The sequence below is a fragment of the Nocardioides sp. Z43_10 genome, assembly GCF_059766615.1.
Genome location: NZ_JCBAJY010000002.1, coordinates 237573 through 254047 on the forward strand (window position 1 = coordinate 237573; position 16475 = coordinate 254047).

Below are 16475 nucleotides of genomic sequence, written 5' to 3' on the forward strand. Positions count from 1 at the left end.
TCAGGGGGAGACGGGAGGAAAGGACTGGCTGAAAAAAGGCGAACGGCCCCGGACCGCGAGGTCCGGGGCCGTTCGGTGCTGCTGGTGAGGCTAGATCACTTGGTGATCTTGGTGACCCGGCCGGCGCCGACGGTGCGGCCACCCTCGCGGATCGCGAACTTCAGGCCCTCGTCCATCGCGATGGGCTGGATGAGCTCGACCGACATCTCGGTGTTGTCACCCGGCATGACCATCTCGGTGCCCTCGGGAAGGGTCACGACGCCCGTAACGTCCGTGGTACGGAAGTAGAACTGCGGGCGGTAGTTGTTGAAGAACGGCGTGTGACGGCCGCCCTCCTCCTTCGAGAGGATGTAGACCGACGCGTCGAAGTTGGTGTGCGGCGTCGTGGTGCCCGGCTTGATGACGACCATGCCGCGCTCGACGTCCTCGCGCTTGGTGCCACGAAGCAGCAGACCGACGTTCTCACCGGCCTGGCCCTCGTCGAGCAGCTTGCGGAACATCTCGACACCGGTGACGGTCGACTTCATCGCGCCCTCGCGGATGCCGACGATCTCGACCTCCTCGTTGACCTTGATGATGCCGCGCTCGATACGGCCGGTGATGACCGTGCCGCGACCGGTGATCGTGAAGACGTCCTCGACGGGCATGAGGAAGGGCTTCTCGGTCTCACGCTCGGGGGTCGGGATGGCCTCGTCGACCGCCGCCATGAGCTCGAGGATCGACTTGCCCCACTTCTCGTCGCCCTGCAGCGCCGGGAAGGCAGCCACGCGGACCACGGGGATGTCGTCGCCGTCGTACTCGTACTCGGAGAGGAGCTCGCGCACCTCCATCTCGACGAGCTCGATGAGCTCCTCGTCGTCGACCATGTCGCACTTGTTCAGGGCGACAACCAGGGCGGGAACGCCGACCTGGCGGGCGAGCAGGACGTGCTCGCGGGTCTGCGGCATGGGGCCGTCGGTGGCCGCGACCACCAGGATGGCGCCGTCCATCTGCGCCGCGCCGGTGATCATGTTCTTGATGTAGTCGGCGTGACCGGGGCAGTCGACGTGCGCGTAGTGACGGCTCTCCGTCTGGTACTCCACGTGCGCGATCGAGATCGTGATGCCGCGCTGACGCTCCTCGGGAGCCTTGTCGATCTCGTCGAACGCCGAAGCGGCGTTCAGGTTCGGGTACGCGTCGTGCAGCACCTTGGTAATCGCCGCGGTCAGCGTCGTCTTACCGTGGTCGATGTGACCGATGGTGCCGATGTTGACGTGCGGCTTGGTCCGCTCGAACTTCGCCTTAGCCACTGGGGCTCCTCCTGGTGTGGGTTGTTACTTGACTCGTACTGGGGTGATGCCGAGGTCCGGACGAGATTACTCGCCGCGAACCTTCTTGATGATCTCGTCGGCGACGTTCTGAGGAACCTCGGCGTACGAGTCGAACTCCATCGAGTACGAAGCCTGGCCGGAGGTCTTGGACCTCAGGTCGCCAACGTACCCGAACATCTCTGACAGCGGCACAAGGGCGTTGACGACGCGGTCGCCGTGACGGTCCTCCATGCTGCTGACCTGGCCGCGCCGCGAGTTGATGTCACCGATCACGTCTCCAAGGAAGGAGTCGGGAGTGGTGACCTCGACCGCGAACACGGGCTCGAGCAGGACCGGCTTCGCCATCCGTGCGGCCTCCTTGAAGGCCGCGATGCCGGCGATCTTGAAGGCGAGCTCGGAGGAGTCGACGTCGTGGTAGGCGCCGTCCTCGAGCGAGACCTTCACGTCGACCATCGGGTAGCCGGCGAGGACGCCGAACTCCATGGCCTCCTGGGCACCGTGGTCGACCGAGGGGATGTACTCCCGCGGGATGCGACCACCGGACACGTTGTTGGCGAACTCGTAGCCGGCACCGTGACCGGTCTCGGGGTCGGTGTTCGGCTCGATCGAGATGACGATCTTGGCGAACTGACCCGAGCCACCGGTCTGCTTCTTGTGGGTGTAGCTGTGGTTCGAGACCTTGCGGCGGATCGTCTCGCGGTAGGCCACCTGCGGCTTGCCGACGGTCGCCTCGACGCGGAACTCGCGACGCATGCGGTCGACCAGCACGTCGAGGTGCAGCTCGCCCATGCCGGCGATGATCGTCTGGCCGGTCTCCTCGTCGGTCTTGACGGTGAAGGTGGGGTCCTCCTCCGACAGCCGCTGGATGGCCGTGCCCAGCTTCTCCTGGTCGCTCTTGGTCTTGGGCTCGATCGCGACCTCGATCACCGGGGCCGGGAACGTCATCGACTCCAGGACGACCGGCTTCTGCACGTCGCAGAGCGTCTCGCCGGTGGTGGTGTCCTTGAGACCCATCACCGCGACGATCTGGCCGGCGCCGACCGAGGCGATCTCCTCACGCTTGTTGGCGTGCATCTGGTAGACCTTGCCGATCCGCTCCTTGCGGCCCTTGACCGAGTTGAGCACGGTCGCGCCCGCCTCGAGCTTGCCCGAGTAGACGCGGACGAAGGTCAGCTTGCCCAGGTGCGGGTCGGAGGCGATCTTGAACGCCAGGCCGGCGAACGGCTCGTCGTCGGCGGGACGACGCTTGATGATCGTCTCCTCGTCGTTGACCTTGTGACCCTCGACGGCCTCGATGTCGAGCGGCGAGGGCAGGTACTTGACGACCGCGTCGAGCAGGGGCTGGACGCCCTTGTTCTTGAACGCGGTGCCGCACAGGATCGGGTTGACCTTGTCGGCCAGCGTGGCGCGACGGATGGCCGCCTCGAGCTCCTCGACGGTGAACTCCTCACCCTCCAGGTACTTCTCCATGATGGCGTCGTCGGCGTCCGCGATCGTCTCGAGGAGCTTCACGCGGTACTCCGCGGCCTGCTCGGCGAGCTCGGCGGGGATCTCCTCGACCTCGTAGTCCTCACCGATCGTGGTCTCGCCACGCCAGGTCAGGGCACGCATGCCGACGAGGTCCACGACACCGATGAAGTCGCCCTCGGCGCCGATCGGGAGCTGCAGGACCAGCGGGGTGGAGTTCAGCCGCTCGATGATCATGTCGACGCAGCGGAAGAAGTCCGCGCCGGTGCGGTCCAGCTTGTTCACGAAGCACATCCGGGGCACGGAGTACTTGTTGGCCTGGCGCCACACCGTCATCGTCTGCGGCTCGACACCGGCAACACCGTCGAACACCGCGACGGCACCGTCGAGGACGCGCAGCGAACGCTCGACCTCGACCGTGAAGTCGACGTGTCCGGGGGTATCGATGATGTTGATCTGGTGCTTCTTCCACCAGCAGGTCGTCGCGGCGGACGTGATGGTGATGCCGCGCTCCTGCTCCTGCTCCATCCAGTCCATCGTGGCGGCGCCCTCGTGGACCTCACCGATCTTGTACGTGATGCCCGTGTAGAACAGGATCCGCTCGGTGGTGGTGGTCTTGCCGGCGTCGATGTGCGCCATGATGCCGATGTTGCGGACCTGGTTGAGGTCCGTGGTGATGTCGACAGCCACTTAAGTGTCGTCCCCTCGGAGAAGTCGGGAGGTGGATCGGTCCGATCGGACCGATGTCACCAGCGGTAGTGCGCGAAGGCCTTGTTGGACTCGGCCATCTTGTGGGTGTCCTCACGCTTCTTCACCGCGGCGCCGAGGCCGTTGCTCGCGTCGAGGATCTCGTTCATCAGCCGCTCCGACATCGTCTTCTCGCGACGGGCCTGGGCATAGCCGACGAGCCAGCGCAGGGCCAGCGTCGTGCTGCGGTTGGGCTTGACCTCGATCGGGACCTGGTAGGTCGCACCGCCGACGCGGCGGGACTTGACCTCGATAGCCGGCTTCACGTTGTCGAGCGCACGCTTGAGCGTGACGACCGGGTCGGTGCCGGTCTTCTCGCGGCAGCCCTCGAGCGCCGTGTAGACGATGCGCTGCGCAACCTGCTTCTTGCCGTCCTGCAGGACCTTGCTGACCAGCTGGGTGACGACCTGCGAACCGTAGACCGGGTCGACGTCGAGCGGGCGCTTCGGGGCGGGACCCTTACGCGGCATTAGCTCTTCTCCTTCTTCGCGCCGTAACGGCTGCGGGCCTGCTTGCGGTTCTTGACACCCTGGGTGTCGAGCGAGCCGCGGATGATCTTGTAGCGGACACCGGGGAGGTCCTTCACCCGGCCGCCGCGAACGAGCACGATCGAGTGCTCCTGAAGGTTGTGACCCACACCGGGGATGTACGCCGTGACCTCGACGCCGCTGGACAGGCGCACGCGGGCAACCTTGCGCAGGGCGGAGTTCGGCTTCTTCGGGGTGGTCGTGTAGACGCGGGTGCAGACACCGCGGCGCTGGGGCGAACCCTTGAGGGCAGGCGTCTTGCTCTTGGACACCTTGTCCTGGCGGCCCTTGCGGACCAGCTGGTTAATCGTGGGCACCTGGTGGTTCCCCTTCGTTTTCTCTCTCAGTACCCGGCGCTCTGCTGGGCACGATGATGCTGCTCTGTGTACTGGTGGTGCTCGGCGAACCTGAACCGCTACAACCCCCGCGGTCGGGCGTGTCGCCCTTCCCCGATAGTCACCACACGGGTAACTTGCGCCGGGATCCGTGCCCGTCACCGGCGGTTTCGACCCGCCGACTACTTCCGAGCACGCGCAACGGCCTGGTTGTTCCAGACACGAGGGAAAAGACTACTCGGCCGCACAATGCCGGTCAAAACGCGGCGACCGGGCCCGAACAGGGCCACCGCGAGCAGCACGCCGACCATCGTCATCGCCCCTCCCCCGAGCAGCGTCCAGCGGGCTCCGAAGACCTCGCCGATCCAGCCGACCACGGGAGCGCCCAGCGGGGTCCCGCCCATGAAGATCATCATGTACAGCGCCATCACCCGCCCCCGCAGGGCCGGCTCCACCGACATCTGGATGACGGTGTTGGCGGCCGTGATCATGGTCAGCGCGCTGACCCCGAGCACCGGCATCCACAGCGCGAACGACCAGTAGTGCGGCAGCAGCCCCGCCACCACCTCGGAGGCCCCGAAGGCCAGCGCGGCGAGCACCACCAGGCGCTGACCGACGTGCGTGCGCCGGGCCGCGAGCAGGGCGCCGGCGAGCGAGCCGACCGCCATCACCGAGCCCAGCAGGCCGTACTCGGTGGGCCCCTTGTCGAAGACCTCGGTGGCCATCAGCGCGGAGGTCATCTGGAAGTTCAGCCCGAAGGTGCCCGCGAAGAACACGATCGTCAGGATCAGCAGCAGGTCCGGGCGGCCGCGCACGTAGCGGATGCCCTCGCGCACGCCTCCGGCTCCCTTGCGCAGTGGCTCGGGGGTGGCCAGCAGCGCGGGGTTCATCCCGCGCAGGGCGACGATCGGGGCGGCGTAGGTGAAGGCGTTGATGATGATCACCCAGCCGGTGGCCACCGCTCCCCCGCCGAGCGCGGCGATCAGCAGGCCGGCGATGGCGGGTCCGACGAGACGCGCGGCGTTGAACGAGGCGGAGTTGAGGCCGACGGCGTTGCTCAGGTCCTCGCGGGTGACGATCTCGCTGACGAACGACTGCCGGGCGGGACCGTCGAAGGCGGTGCCGATGCCGAAGACGAAGGCCAGCACGTAAACGTGCCACACCTCGGCGACCCCGGTCACCGCGAGGAGACCGAGGACGAGGGCGGGCAGCGCCATCATCACCTGGGTGACCTGCAGCAGGGTCCGCTTGGAGACCCGGTCGGCGACCAGCCCGGCGTAGGGCGAGAGCAGCAGGATCGGCAGGAACTGCAGTCCGGTGGTGATGCCCAGCGCGGTGCCGCCGCTGGTGGCCAGCTGCAGGACCAGCCAGTCCTGGGCGACGCGCTGCATCCAGGTGCCGACGTTGGAGACGACACCGCCTGCGGCGTAGAGACGGTAGTTGGCGTTGGCGAGCGCCTTGAACGTGGGAGACGTGGTGGTTCAGTCCTTCCGGGCCAGTGCTTGCAGGATGGGGGTGGCCCGGCGCAGCACCTCGCGCTCCTCGGGCTCGAGCTCGGCCAGCCGGCGGGCCAGCCACGCGTCGTGACGGCGACGATCGGCCAGCACGACCTGCCGGCCCGGCTCCGACAGCGCGACCAGCACCTGACGGCCGTCGGTGTCGTGGGGGCGGCGAACGACCAGGCCACGGTCCACGAGGGCGTTCACGGTCCGGGTCATCGACGGCGGCTGGACCCGCTCGATCGCGGCGAGCTCACCGAGGGGGCACTCCCCCTGGCGCAGCAGCGTCCCGAGGACCGCCATCGCCCCCGAGCTCAGCTCGTTGTCGGGGTGCCGCTCGGCGGCCAGACGTCGGCGCAGCCGCATCACGGACAGGCGAAGCTCGGCGGCGAGGCCGGCGTCGGTGCGCGAGGCGGGCTGAGGGATGGGCACACCTCTCCCCAACTCGTTACCGTTGCTAACTATTCCAGCAGTTTCGAGTGATGCGCGCCACAGTCGCTCCGGGGGCCCGGCGGTGGTCCGGGGGCCGGTGGTTTCCCCGGTCGGCCGGGGAACGCTGTACTTGTCGGCCGAAGTTTCGCCCGACAAGTTCAGCGATCGCCTGAGGCTCAGCCCACCCAGTTCGAGATCGGGTTGATCGCGAAGTACACCGCGAACAGCACGGCCACCACCCACATCAGCCCGTGCACCTCGCCGACCTTGCCGCGCACCACCTTGATCAGGACGTAGGCCAGGAAGCCCGCGCCGATGCCGGCCGAGATCGAGTAGGTGAACGGCATCACCACGATCGTCAGGAACGCCGGGATGGCGATCTCGAGGTCGTCCCAGTCGATGCCGCGCACCTGCTGCATCATCAGGAAGCCGACCAGCACCAGCGCCGGCACCGCGGCCTCGTTCGGCACCACACGCACCAGCGGAGCCAGGAACGTCGCCAGCAGGAACAGCACGCCGGTGACCACGGAGGCCAGACCGGTACGGGCGCCCTCGGCGACCCCGGAGGTCGACTCGATGTACGACGTGTTGGACGAGACGCTGGCGGCTCCACCCGCCGCGGCGGCGAGCGAGTCGACGATGAGGATCCGCTTGGTGTTCGGCGGGTTGCCGTCCTCGTCGAGCAGGCGCCCCTCGGCCCCGATCGCGGTCATCGTGCCCATGGTGTCGAAGAAGTCGGCCAGCAGCAGGGTGAAGATCAGCAGCGCGACGGTGACCACGCCGGCGTTCTCCCACGAGCCGAGCAGGTTGAACTCGCCGACCAGGCCGAAGTCGGGCATCTGGACGATCTTGTCCGGCCAGTCCGGGACGTTGAGGTTCCAGCCCTTGGGGTTGACCGTGCCGTCCGCGCGGAACGTCGGGCCCACGTCCGCGATCTTCTCCACGATGATGGCGATCACGGTGGTGGTCAGGATCGAGATCAGGATCGCGCCGCGCACCTGATTGACGTAGAGGCCGATCAGCAGCGCCAGGCCGATCACGAACACCAGCACCGGCCAGCCCTGCAGCTGCCCGCCGATGCCCATCTCCACCGGCACCGAGGAGGCGGTCTTGCGCACGAACCCCGCGTCGACCAGGCCGATCAGGGTGATGAACAGACCGATGCCGACCGAGATGGCCACCTTCAGCTGCCCGGGAACGGCCTTGAACACCGCCTCGCGGAAGCCGGTGAGCACGAGGACCAGGATGATCAGGCCCTCCATCACCACCAGGCCCATCGCGTCGGCCCAGGTCATCTGGTTGGCGATCGAGTAGGTGACGAAGGCGTTCAGCCCCAGTCCCGCGGCCAGTGCCATCGGGAAGTTGGCGACCACGCCCATCACCAGCGTCAGCAGACCCGCCACCAGCGCCGTCGCGGCCGCGATGGCAGCCACGTCGCCGCCGGCGAGCTGGTCGCCGTTCACGTCGGTGCCACCGGTGAGGATGATCGGGTTGAGCACCAGGATGTAGGCCATCGTCAGGAAGGTGACGATGCCGCCGCGCACCTCGCGTCCGACGGTCGATCCTCGCTGGGAGATCTTGAACCAGGAGTCGAGTGCGCCTACGGACTCGGGGGCGGTTCGTGTCGTCTGCTTGTCCACAGATGACAACTGTGTCAGATCCGGGAGCCCCATCCGAGCCATCGATGCCTGGATGAGACGAATGCGGACTTGGATCTTCGTCACACCGTGCGACCACGCAGCCGCGCCGCCGCGTCGGCCCGCCCATCGTCTAGCGTGGAGGCGTGGAGAACCGCGACGAGCAGCCGATGACGCACGAGATCGGCAACCGCACCTACCTCGTCGCCGACGTCGAGCCGCTCGACGTCGACGGCGTCCGCACGGTCACGGTCGGCACCGCGCTGTGGCTGGTCGCGTTCGTGGCCCTGCTGCCGTTCTACGGCGAGCTGAACGAGAGCGGCCGCGAGTGGTGGCTGTGGACATGCCTGGCCGGCTTCGGCCTGGGGCTGTTCGGCGTGGAGTACTGCCGCCGGCGCCGCCAGGCCCGCACGGAGGGCTAGCCGGGAGAGTCAGCCGGTAGGCCCAGCCAGGGCTAGAACGACTCCATGTCGTCGGGGTTGATCGTGTCCACCACCGGCTCGAGCGGCGGCAGCGGCTGGTGCTTGCGGGCCAGCTGGACCTCGGAGTGGGCACCGCAGCCGTGGTCGAAGGACACGATCCGGCCGTCGTCGTTGGCGCTGCCGTTCGCGCAGACCCCGAACATCTCCGAGAGCGGGCCGGCGATGCGCATCAGGAACCCGCACGTCGTGCACGGCTCGGGGGCCGCCTGGGCGACCGGGGAGGTCGGGCCGCCGTCCCCGTCGTACCAGCGCTGAGCGGCCAGGTCACGACCCTCGACCGAGAGGGTGCGCACCCGACCGAGCCCGAGGTCCGTGGCGACCTGGCGGATCTGAGCCTTGTCGTCGGCGTCGAGGGGGTCGTCGCCGAACGAGTACGTCGGGACCAGGCGCGGGTCGTCGTCCTCGACCGGGAGCAGGTCGCCGGGTGAGAGGTCGCCCGGGCGGACGCGCTCCCTCCACGGCAGCCACGGCGGGGCGACGATCGCCTCCTCGCCGGGCACCAGCACCACCTCGTCCACGGTGATCTTCTTCTGGCGCGAGGCGCGCGCCACCGTGACCGACCAGTGCCAGCCGCGGTAGCCCGGGCGCAGGCAGTCGAAGAGATGGGTGACGACGCGCTCCCCCTCGGCCTGCAGGGCGAGGTGTTCACCCACATCGGCAGCGTCGACGAGGTCGAGCAGGGCCGCGCGGGCGACGTCGACCGCGGCTGCCGCAGCGGCGTCGGGCTTGGAACGAAGGGTGGCCATCACACGCGAAATCATGACGCATGCCCCCCTCCTCTGTCGCCCCGGCCCGAGATCCGTCTCGCGAACGGCTCCCCCGAGTGCCACTGCGGCCCTACCGGCCGGACCGGCGAGACACGACCGACCAGCTGCGCGGACACCGCTCCGCGAACGCCCCGGGCGCGGCAGGATGTCCCCATGACCGCCGACCCCGACCCCACGCAGGAGCGCCCCACCACCGCGCGACGCGTCGGCTCCGCGGTGCACACCGGCGCCCGCGCCACCGCCGGCGCGCTGCGCGGGGCGGCCCGGGTGAGCGGACGGGCCGGCCGGTTCACGCTGCGCCAGGCGCGGCGCGCCTCGCACGCCGAGGGGGCGGGCGACTCGGGGCTGTCCCGGCTGATCGAGATGCACGCCTTCAACACCGCCGGCGACGCCGCGGTGGCGATCTCGCTGGCGGGCAGCCTGTTCTTCCAGGTGCCGACCGGCGAGGCCCGCGACCAGGTGGTGCTCTTCCTCGGCCTGACGATGCTGCCCTTCGCCATCGTCGCTCCGCTGATCGGGCCCTTCCTGGACCGGTTCAGCCACGGGCGCCGGTGGGCGATCGGGTCGACGATGGCGCTGCGGGCGTTCCTGTGCTGGGTGTTGGCCTCCGCGGTCGTCACCGAGTCCGCCTGGCTCTTCCCCGCCGCGCTGGGCGTGCTCGTCGCGTCCAAGGCGTACGGCGTGACCCGGGCCTCCGCGGTGCCCCGGCTCGTGCCGCGCGAGTTCACCCTGGTCAAGGCCAACGCCCGCATCTCCCTGTCCGGGGTGGTGGGCGCGTCGGTCTCCGCCCCGATCGCCGCACTGGCCGCGACCTTCGGCGCGCAGTGGTCGCTGCGCTACGCGTTCGTGCTCTTCGTGGTGGCGACGGTCCTGTCGATCCTGCTGCCCGCCAAGGTGGACTCCAGCCACGGCGAGATCAGGCTGGCGCTGCTGCCCGGCTCCACCTCGGACCGGGCGACGTACGGCGCGGGCGGCGTGAGCGCGGCGAGCGGGGAGGAGCCGGGGACCCGCACGAGCCGCCGGCGCCGGCGCGGGCCGAGCGTGCGGATGCCGCCCACCGTGGCCTTCGCGCTGCGCGCCAACGCCGGGCCGCGCTGGATGATGGGCTTCCTGACGATCTTCATGGCGTTCCTGCTGCGCGAGAACCCGATCGCGGGCTGGAGCACCGAGCTGCTGCTCGCCGTGGTGATCGGCGCCGCGGGGGCCGGCAACGTCATCGGGATCGCGATCGGCTCACTGCTGCGCCGGGTGAACCCGGCCACCACCGTGGTGCTGGCCCTGCTCGCCGACGTCGCGATGGCCCTGGTCGCCGCGCTGTTCTACGGCGTACTGCCCCTGGCCGCGCTGGGGCTGACCGCCGGCCTGGCGCAGTCGCTGGCCAAGCTGTCCCTGGACGCGACCATCCAGCGCGACGTCCACGAGCGGGTGCAGTCCAGCGCCTTCGCCCGCTCCGACACCACGCTGCAGCTAGCCTGGGTGGTCGGCGGCTTCGTCGGCATCGCGATGCCGCTGCTGCCCCGGCTCGGCCTGGGCGTCGCCTGCGGGGTGCTGGCCGCCTGGGCGATCTACGTGCTCGCGGCGCGCGTCCAGCATCCCGCGGTGCGGATCAGCTGAGCTCGAGCTCGTCGGCCAGCGCCCGCAGCAGCTTCGCGGTGGGGGCCGAGGTGCGGGTGTCGGGGTGACGCCCGTGCCGGTAGCCCTCGCCCACACCGTCGAGGAGCTTGATCAGGTCCTCCACGATGGTGGCCATCTGCTCGGGCGACTTGCGCTGCGCGCGCGACTGGTTGCGGGCCACCGAGGTCGGCGCCTCCAGCACCCGCACCTGCAGCGCCTGCTCGCCGCGACGGCCCTGGACGATGCCGAACTCGACCCGCGTCCCGGCCTTCAGCGTGGCGACGCCGTTGGGCAGCGCATCGGAGCGCACGTAGACATCGGGCCCGTCGTCCTGCGAGAGGAAGCCGAAGCCCTTCTCCGCGTCGTACCACTTGACCTTGCCACTGGGCACGGGGCCGACCTCTTCCGTAGTCCTGCGCCGCGACCCTGTGCCCCGGCGAAGGCACAGCCTAGGGGCGAGAACGCCGCGCTGCCACCGCGATGACCGGTGGAAGAGGGGGCCGGGGTCGCGCTGGGGACGGTGTGGCGCACGTCCCCTGGCTTCCTCGGCGTGCGCCTGTCATCATCGCTCGTCTACGCAAGAATGGGCCTCCGAGACAGCTGGGACGGAAGAGAGACGTGGGTTCGCACGGTCGACTCCCCCGCCCGCGCCGGCGCTCGCCGGTCGCGGGGCTTCGTCCTGCCCTCGTCTCGGCCCTCGTCACAGTCCTCGCCCTCGGCGCCGCGACCGGTGTGACCCCGGGTAGCGCCGCCGCGCCCACCGAGCCGGACTCGACGGGCTCGACCGGACCCACCCGCTCACTGCACCTCGTCGCCCTCGAGGGCCCGGGGACCGCCGGCTACCGCGGCTCGCTGCGTACCGCCGACTACCGCCTGCGCCTGCTCGAGCGGCAGCGCGACGCGCTGGCCGGCGTCGCAGCCGTCGCCCCCGTCTACCGGTGGACCACGGCCCTCAACGGCATGGCGGTCGCGCTCACCCCCAGCCAGGCCGACGAGCTTCGCGCCACGCCCGGCGTCGCCTCGGTGGAGCCCAACTCCGTACGTCGCCTGGCCGGGGCCCGCGACGGCGCCCGCTCCCCCGCGGCGACGTCGATCCGAGGTGGCGGCGCGGGCACCGTCGTCGGCGTGGTCGACACCGGGATCTGGCCCGAGAGCCCGCTGTTCACCGGACACACCGGCGAGCCGATCAGCCGCCGGTTCCGGGGCGCGTGCACCGCCGGCGACGAGTGGCCCACCGACGGCTGCGACGCCAAGCTGGTCGGGGCGCGCTGGTTCGTGGCCGGCTTCGGCGCCGACGCCGTGCGGACGACCTCCTCGCTGTCCCCGCTCGACGACACCGGCCACGGCACCCAGGTCGCCTCGATCGCGGTGGGCAACGCCGGGGTCTCGGTCAACGCCGCCGGGGAGTCGATGGGCGCCTACTCCGGGGTGGCACCCGAGGCCGCGCTCGCGGTCTACAAGGCCTGCTGGACCGCTCCCGACCCGGCCGACGACGGTTGCGCGACCGCCGACCTGGTCACCGCGATCGACCGCGCCACCCGGGACCGGGTCGACGTCCTGAACCTCTCGGTCTCCGGCGGTGGCGCCCGCGACACGGTCTCGCGGGCACTGCTGGGCGCCGCCGAGGCCGGGGTGGTGGTCAGCGCCGCGGCCGGCACCGGCGCCGCGCAGTCGGCGGCGCCGCCCTGGGTCGTCTCCGCCGGGGCCACCACCGCCTCGGTACGGCGCGGCGAGGTCCGCGTCGCCGGCGGTCCGCGCCTGAGCGGAGCCATGCTCTCGCGCCGGCGCACCCAGCCCGCCCCCCTGGTGCGCGCCGCGGACGCGGTCGCCCCCGGCGCCCGCCGGGCCGACGCCCGGGTCTGCCGGCCCGGGTCGCTGGACGCCGCCCAGGTCTCCGGCGCGGTGGTGCTCTGCGCCCGCGGCGCTCTGGGCCGCGTCGACAAGTCGCTGGCGGTCCAGCGCGCCGACGGCATCGCGATGGTGCTGGTCAACCCGCGCGGACGCGACGTCGCCGCCGACTTCCACAGCGTCCCCACCGTCCACCTCACCGCACCGGCCGGTCGCCGGCTGAAGGCATGGCTGGCGCGTCACGACGACGCCCGGGTCGCCCTCGCCCCGCTGCCGGCCGATCGCGGTCCGCTGCGGGTGGCGCCCTCCTCCCCGTCCGCCGCCGCCGGCGGCCCCGACCTGGTCGCGCCGGGCGTGGGAGTGCTGGGCGCGGTGCCGCCCACCGGCTCCGGGGCCCGTTGGGACTTCCTCACCGGCACGTCGGCCGCGGCGGCGCACGTCAGCGGCACGGCCGCGGCGCTGCTCTCCGGCGGGCTCTCGTCCGCCGAGGTCCGCTCCGCGCTGGTCACCTCGGCCCGGCCGCTGCCCGCAGCGCCGGTCGCCGAGCAGGGCTCGGGCGCACTCCGGTCGCTGCGCGCCGCGCGGCCTGGCCTGGTGCTGGCCACCCGGCTGCCCGACTACCGCGCCTGGCTGGAGCGGGGGCTGGCCACGGACGCCCTGAACCTCCCCGAGATCACCGTGGCTCCCGGGCAGCGCCAGGCCACCCGACGGGTCACCAACGCACGCGGACGGGCGCTCTACTTCTCCTCCGGTGCCCGCGGCTTCGCGCGCTACGGGGTGAGCGTGACCCCGGCCGCCCTGCGCCTGGCCCCCGGCGAGTCGGCCACCTTCCGGGTGCGCCTGGACCGGCCGGCCTCCGCCGGGCGCCGCGACGACGGGCACGTGGTGTGGCGAGGCGCCGACGGCTCGCGGGTCACCATCCCCGTGCTCGTGAGTCCTTGAGCCCCGACCCCCTCACAGCCCCAGGGTCCGGGTCGACTCCTCGCGCATCGCCACCTTGCGGATCTTGCCGGTGACCGTCATCGGGAACTCCTCGACGAACAGCACGTAGCGCGGGACCTTGTAGTGCGCCAGCCGGTCGCGGGCGAAGTCGCGCACCTGCTCGGCGTCGACGCGGGCACCGGGCCGGGCCCGGACCCAGGCACACAGCTCCTCGCCGTACCGCTGGTCGGGCACCCCCACCACCTGGACGTCCTCGATGTCGGGGTGGGCGTAGAGGAGCTCCTCGATCTCGCGGGGGTAGATGTTCTCGCCACCGCGGATCACCATGTCCTTGATCCGCCCGACGATCGTGCAGTAGCCGTCCTCGCGCATCACCGCCAGGTCCCCGGTGTGCATCCAGCCCTCGGCGTCGATCGCCTCGCGGGTGCGCTGCTCGTCGTTGAAGTAGCCGAGCATGACGCTGTAGCCGCGCGTGCACAGCTCCCCGGTCTCGCCCCGAGGCAGGGTGCTGCCGGTGCTCGGGTCGACGACCTTGACCTCGACGTGGGGATGCACCCGCCCGATGGTCGCCGTGCGCCGGTCGAGGTCGTCGTCGGCGCGGGTCTGGCAGCTCACCGGGGACGTCTCGGTCATCCCGTAGGCGATCGCCACCTCGGCCATGTGCATCTCCTCGATGCAGCGACGCATCACCTCGACCGGGCAGATGGACCCGGCCATCACGCCGGTGCGCAGGGTGGAGAGGTCGTGGCTGGCGAACGTCGGGTGGCTCTGCATCGCGATGAACATCGTCGGCACGCCGTACAGCGCGGTGCAGCGCTCCTCCGCGACGGTGCGCAGCGTGGTCTCGGGGTCGAAGCCGGGGCCCGGGATCACCATCGTGGCGCCGTGGGTGAGGCAGCCGAGGTTGGCCATCACCATCCCGAAGCAGTGGTAGAAGGGCACCGGGATGCACAGCCGGTCCTCGGCGGTGAAGCCGATCAGCTCGGTGGTGAAGAAGCCGTTGTTGAGGATGTTGCGGTGCGAGAGGGTGGCGCCCTTCGGGTTGCCGGTGGTGCCGGAGGTGTACTGGATGTTGATCGGATCGTCCGGGCTCAGCCCGGTCGCGCGCTCGGCGAGTGCCCCGGCCGGCAGGTCCGCGCCCTGCGCCACCAGCGCGGCCCAGTCCCCGGTGTCGAGCAGCACCACCCGCTCGAGGTCCGGGCAGTCGTCGCGCACCTGCGCCACCATCGCGGCGTAGTCGCTGGTCTTGAAGCTGCTCGCGCACAGCAGCAGCCGCAGCCCGCTCTGCCGCAGGGCGTAGGCCAGCTCGTGTGAGCGGTACGCGGGGTTGAGGTTGACCAGGATCGCGCCGACCCTGGCCGCGGCGACTTGGACGATGGTCCACTCCGCGCAGTTGGGGGCCCAGATGCCCACCCGGTCGCCGACCGCGATCCCGGCACCGATCAGCCCCCGCGCCAGCGCCTCCACGTCACGGTCGAGCTCGCGCCAGGTCCAGCGCCGACCGGTCGCCACCTCGACCAGGGCCTCGCCGAGCGGGTACGACGCGACGGTGCGCGCGAAACTCTCCCCGATCGTCTCCTCCAGGAGGGGCGGGCTGGTCTCACCGACGGCGTAGGACTCCATGCCTGCACCCTAGTGACCCCGGTCACAGTGCTCAGGAATCCCGGGCCACGCTCATCTCCCGGTCGCCGAACAGGACCACGTCGCCGGCCAGCAGCGTCGCGGGCTTGCCGGCGGTGAGCTCCCGGTTGACACCCTGGCGGCGCAGCATGGATCCGTTGGTCGACCCGCGGTCCATCACCACCAGGACGCCGTCGCTGAGGTGGAACTGCGCGTGCGTCTTGGACAGCGACATGTCCGCCGAGGGCAGGGGCACCAGGTGCCGCACCGGCTCGCCGGCCCGCCCCTCGGGGCGCCGCCCGACCAGGCCGAGCCCTTCGACCACGAAGCTGGTGCCGGTGTCGAAGGTGACCCGCCAGCGGGCGCCGAGGACCGGTGAGCCGGGGCGGAGCACGGTGCGTCCCCCGGCTGGCTGGTCGATGGGCTGGGCGGGCGGCTGGGCGATCGGCTGGGCGGGGGCGGGCGGGTACGACGGAATGGCCGGCGCGATCAGGGGCGGCGCGACCGGGGTCGACGACACCGGGGCCGGTGCGACCGGAGGCGGCGACACCGGGACCGGCTCCGCGACGGGCGGCGCCGCCGGCGGCTGGACGGCCGGGGGCTGGACGGGCGGCAGCTGAGCGGCCGGGGGCTGAGCGGCGGGGGGCTGGAACGCGGGCTGCTCCGGCGCCGCCGCCGGCACCAGTCGCATCGCCGTGAGGTTGACGATGTGGCGCGGGCCGCGGTCCTCCTCCTGGTCCACCTCGGGCGGCGGCGGGCGGACGTCGACCACGATCGAGTGGGCGAGCCGGTCGTGCAGCCCTCGCCGCTGCCGGCCGCGGTCCATCAGCGCCGTCCAGGCCAGCGTCGCCACCCCCAGCCCGAACGTCGGCAGGGTGGAGACACCCAGCACCAGCCCGCGCAGGAGGGCGCGGCCCACGCCGATCGGCGTGCCGGTGCCGTGGTGGACGACCCGCACCCCGAGCAGCGCCTTGCCCGGCGACGCGCCGGTGAGGCCCTGCACCACGGCGAAGAGCAGGCTGAGTAGGAGCACGGCGGCGACCACGGCGCCGATGCCGGGCCAGAGCCGGTCGCGCTCCATCAGGAAGTACCAGGCCGCCCAGCCCGCGGCGGCGTACGCCGACCAGGCCAGGAGGCGGTCGACGGCGAAGGCGTAGAAGCGACGGTCCAGGCCGGCGGCGGGGAACGTCGGTGCGACGGGGGCGACGACGGCCGGAGCCGGCGCGCTCATCGGGCGAGCGGCCGCGG

At 71.1% G+C, this 16475-nt stretch carries 13 protein-coding genes and 1 pseudogene; 3 read left to right on the top strand and 11 right to left on the bottom strand.

What is annotated here, in order from left to right; all coding sequences use genetic code 11:
• Positions 1-95 precede the first annotated feature (95 nt).
• The 7 genes and pseudogenes from tuf to AC6EI4_RS04450 form a co-directional block, all read right to left on the bottom strand.
• Positions 96-1289, bottom strand: coding sequence for an elongation factor Tu (tuf, locus tag AC6EI4_RS04420; RefSeq protein WP_498424439.1), 1194 nt, complete (start codon positions 1287-1289; stop codon positions 96-98).
• A 66-nt stretch (positions 1290-1355) separates the two neighbouring features.
• Positions 1356-3467, bottom strand: a complete 2112-nt coding sequence (fusA, locus tag AC6EI4_RS04425) for an elongation factor G (protein WP_498424440.1) — start codon at positions 3465-3467, stop codon at positions 1356-1358.
• Positions 3468-3523: 56 nt separating this feature from the next.
• Positions 3524-3994 (bottom strand): 30S ribosomal protein S7, encoded by a 471-nt coding sequence (gene rpsG / locus AC6EI4_RS04430; RefSeq protein WP_498424442.1) that lies wholly within the window; start codon positions 3992-3994, stop codon positions 3524-3526.
• Entirely contained in the window at positions 3994-4368 is a 375-nt protein-coding gene (gene rpsL / locus AC6EI4_RS04435; RefSeq protein ID WP_428344753.1) for a 30S ribosomal protein S12, read from the bottom strand. The genes rpsG and rpsL overlap by 1 nt, the downstream gene beginning before the upstream one ends.
• Positions 4369-4568: 200 nt before the next feature.
• Positions 4569-5837 (bottom strand): annotated as a pseudogene (locus tag AC6EI4_RS04440) (MFS transporter); the annotation flags it as partial.
• Positions 5838-5867: 30 nt separating this feature from the next.
• Entirely contained in the window at positions 5868-6317 is a 450-nt protein-coding gene (locus AC6EI4_RS04445) for a MarR family winged helix-turn-helix transcriptional regulator (RefSeq protein ID WP_498424443.1), read from the bottom strand.
• 176 nt (positions 6318-6493) lie between these two features.
• On the bottom strand, positions 6494-7990 hold the full coding sequence (locus AC6EI4_RS04450) for an NCS2 family permease (protein ID WP_498424444.1): 1497 nt from the start codon (positions 7988-7990) through the stop codon (positions 6494-6496).
• Between the two features lie 110 nt (positions 7991-8100).
• Between AC6EI4_RS04450 and AC6EI4_RS04455 the strand changes: the two genes are divergently transcribed.
• Positions 8101-8376: a DUF2530 domain-containing protein gene (locus tag AC6EI4_RS04455; protein WP_498424445.1), complete on the top strand. Its 276-nt coding sequence runs from the start codon at positions 8101-8103 to the stop codon at positions 8374-8376.
• Between the two features lie 32 nt (positions 8377-8408).
• On the opposite strand, the gene AC6EI4_RS04460 is transcribed toward AC6EI4_RS04455, so the two are convergent.
• Complete coding sequence (locus AC6EI4_RS04460; RefSeq protein ID WP_498424446.1) at positions 8409-9182, bottom strand: DUF3027 domain-containing protein; 774 nt, start codon at positions 9180-9182, stop codon at positions 8409-8411.
• 174 nt (positions 9183-9356) lie between these two features.
• On the opposite strand from AC6EI4_RS04460, the gene AC6EI4_RS04465 reads away from it, so the two are divergent.
• Positions 9357-10817 (top strand): MFS transporter, encoded by a 1461-nt coding sequence (locus AC6EI4_RS04465; RefSeq protein WP_498450685.1) that lies wholly within the window; start codon positions 9357-9359, stop codon positions 10815-10817.
• Here AC6EI4_RS04465 and AC6EI4_RS04470 read toward each other — a convergent pair.
• Positions 10810-11208 (bottom strand): cold-shock protein, encoded by a 399-nt coding sequence (locus AC6EI4_RS04470; RefSeq protein WP_498424448.1) that lies wholly within the window; start codon positions 11206-11208, stop codon positions 10810-10812. The two genes, AC6EI4_RS04465 and AC6EI4_RS04470, sit on opposite strands and share 8 nt — an antisense overlap.
• A 341-nt stretch (positions 11209-11549) precedes the next feature.
• On the opposite strand from AC6EI4_RS04470, the gene AC6EI4_RS04475 reads away from it, so the two are divergent.
• Positions 11550-13607 carry a S8 family serine peptidase gene (locus AC6EI4_RS04475; RefSeq protein WP_498450686.1) on the top strand — a complete coding sequence of 686 codons (2058 nt, stop codon included), beginning with the start codon at positions 11550-11552 and terminating at the stop codon, positions 13605-13607.
• A gap of 12 nt (positions 13608-13619) precedes the next feature.
• On the opposite strand, the gene AC6EI4_RS04480 is transcribed toward AC6EI4_RS04475, so the two are convergent.
• On the bottom strand, positions 13620-15230 hold the full coding sequence (locus AC6EI4_RS04480) for an AMP-binding protein (protein ID WP_498424451.1): 1611 nt from the start codon (positions 15228-15230) through the stop codon (positions 13620-13622).
• A gap of 31 nt (positions 15231-15261) precedes the next feature.
• Entirely contained in the window at positions 15262-16458 is a 1197-nt protein-coding gene (locus AC6EI4_RS04485) for an RDD family protein (protein ID WP_498450687.1), read from the bottom strand.
• Between the last annotated feature and the right edge of the window lie 17 nt (positions 16459-16475).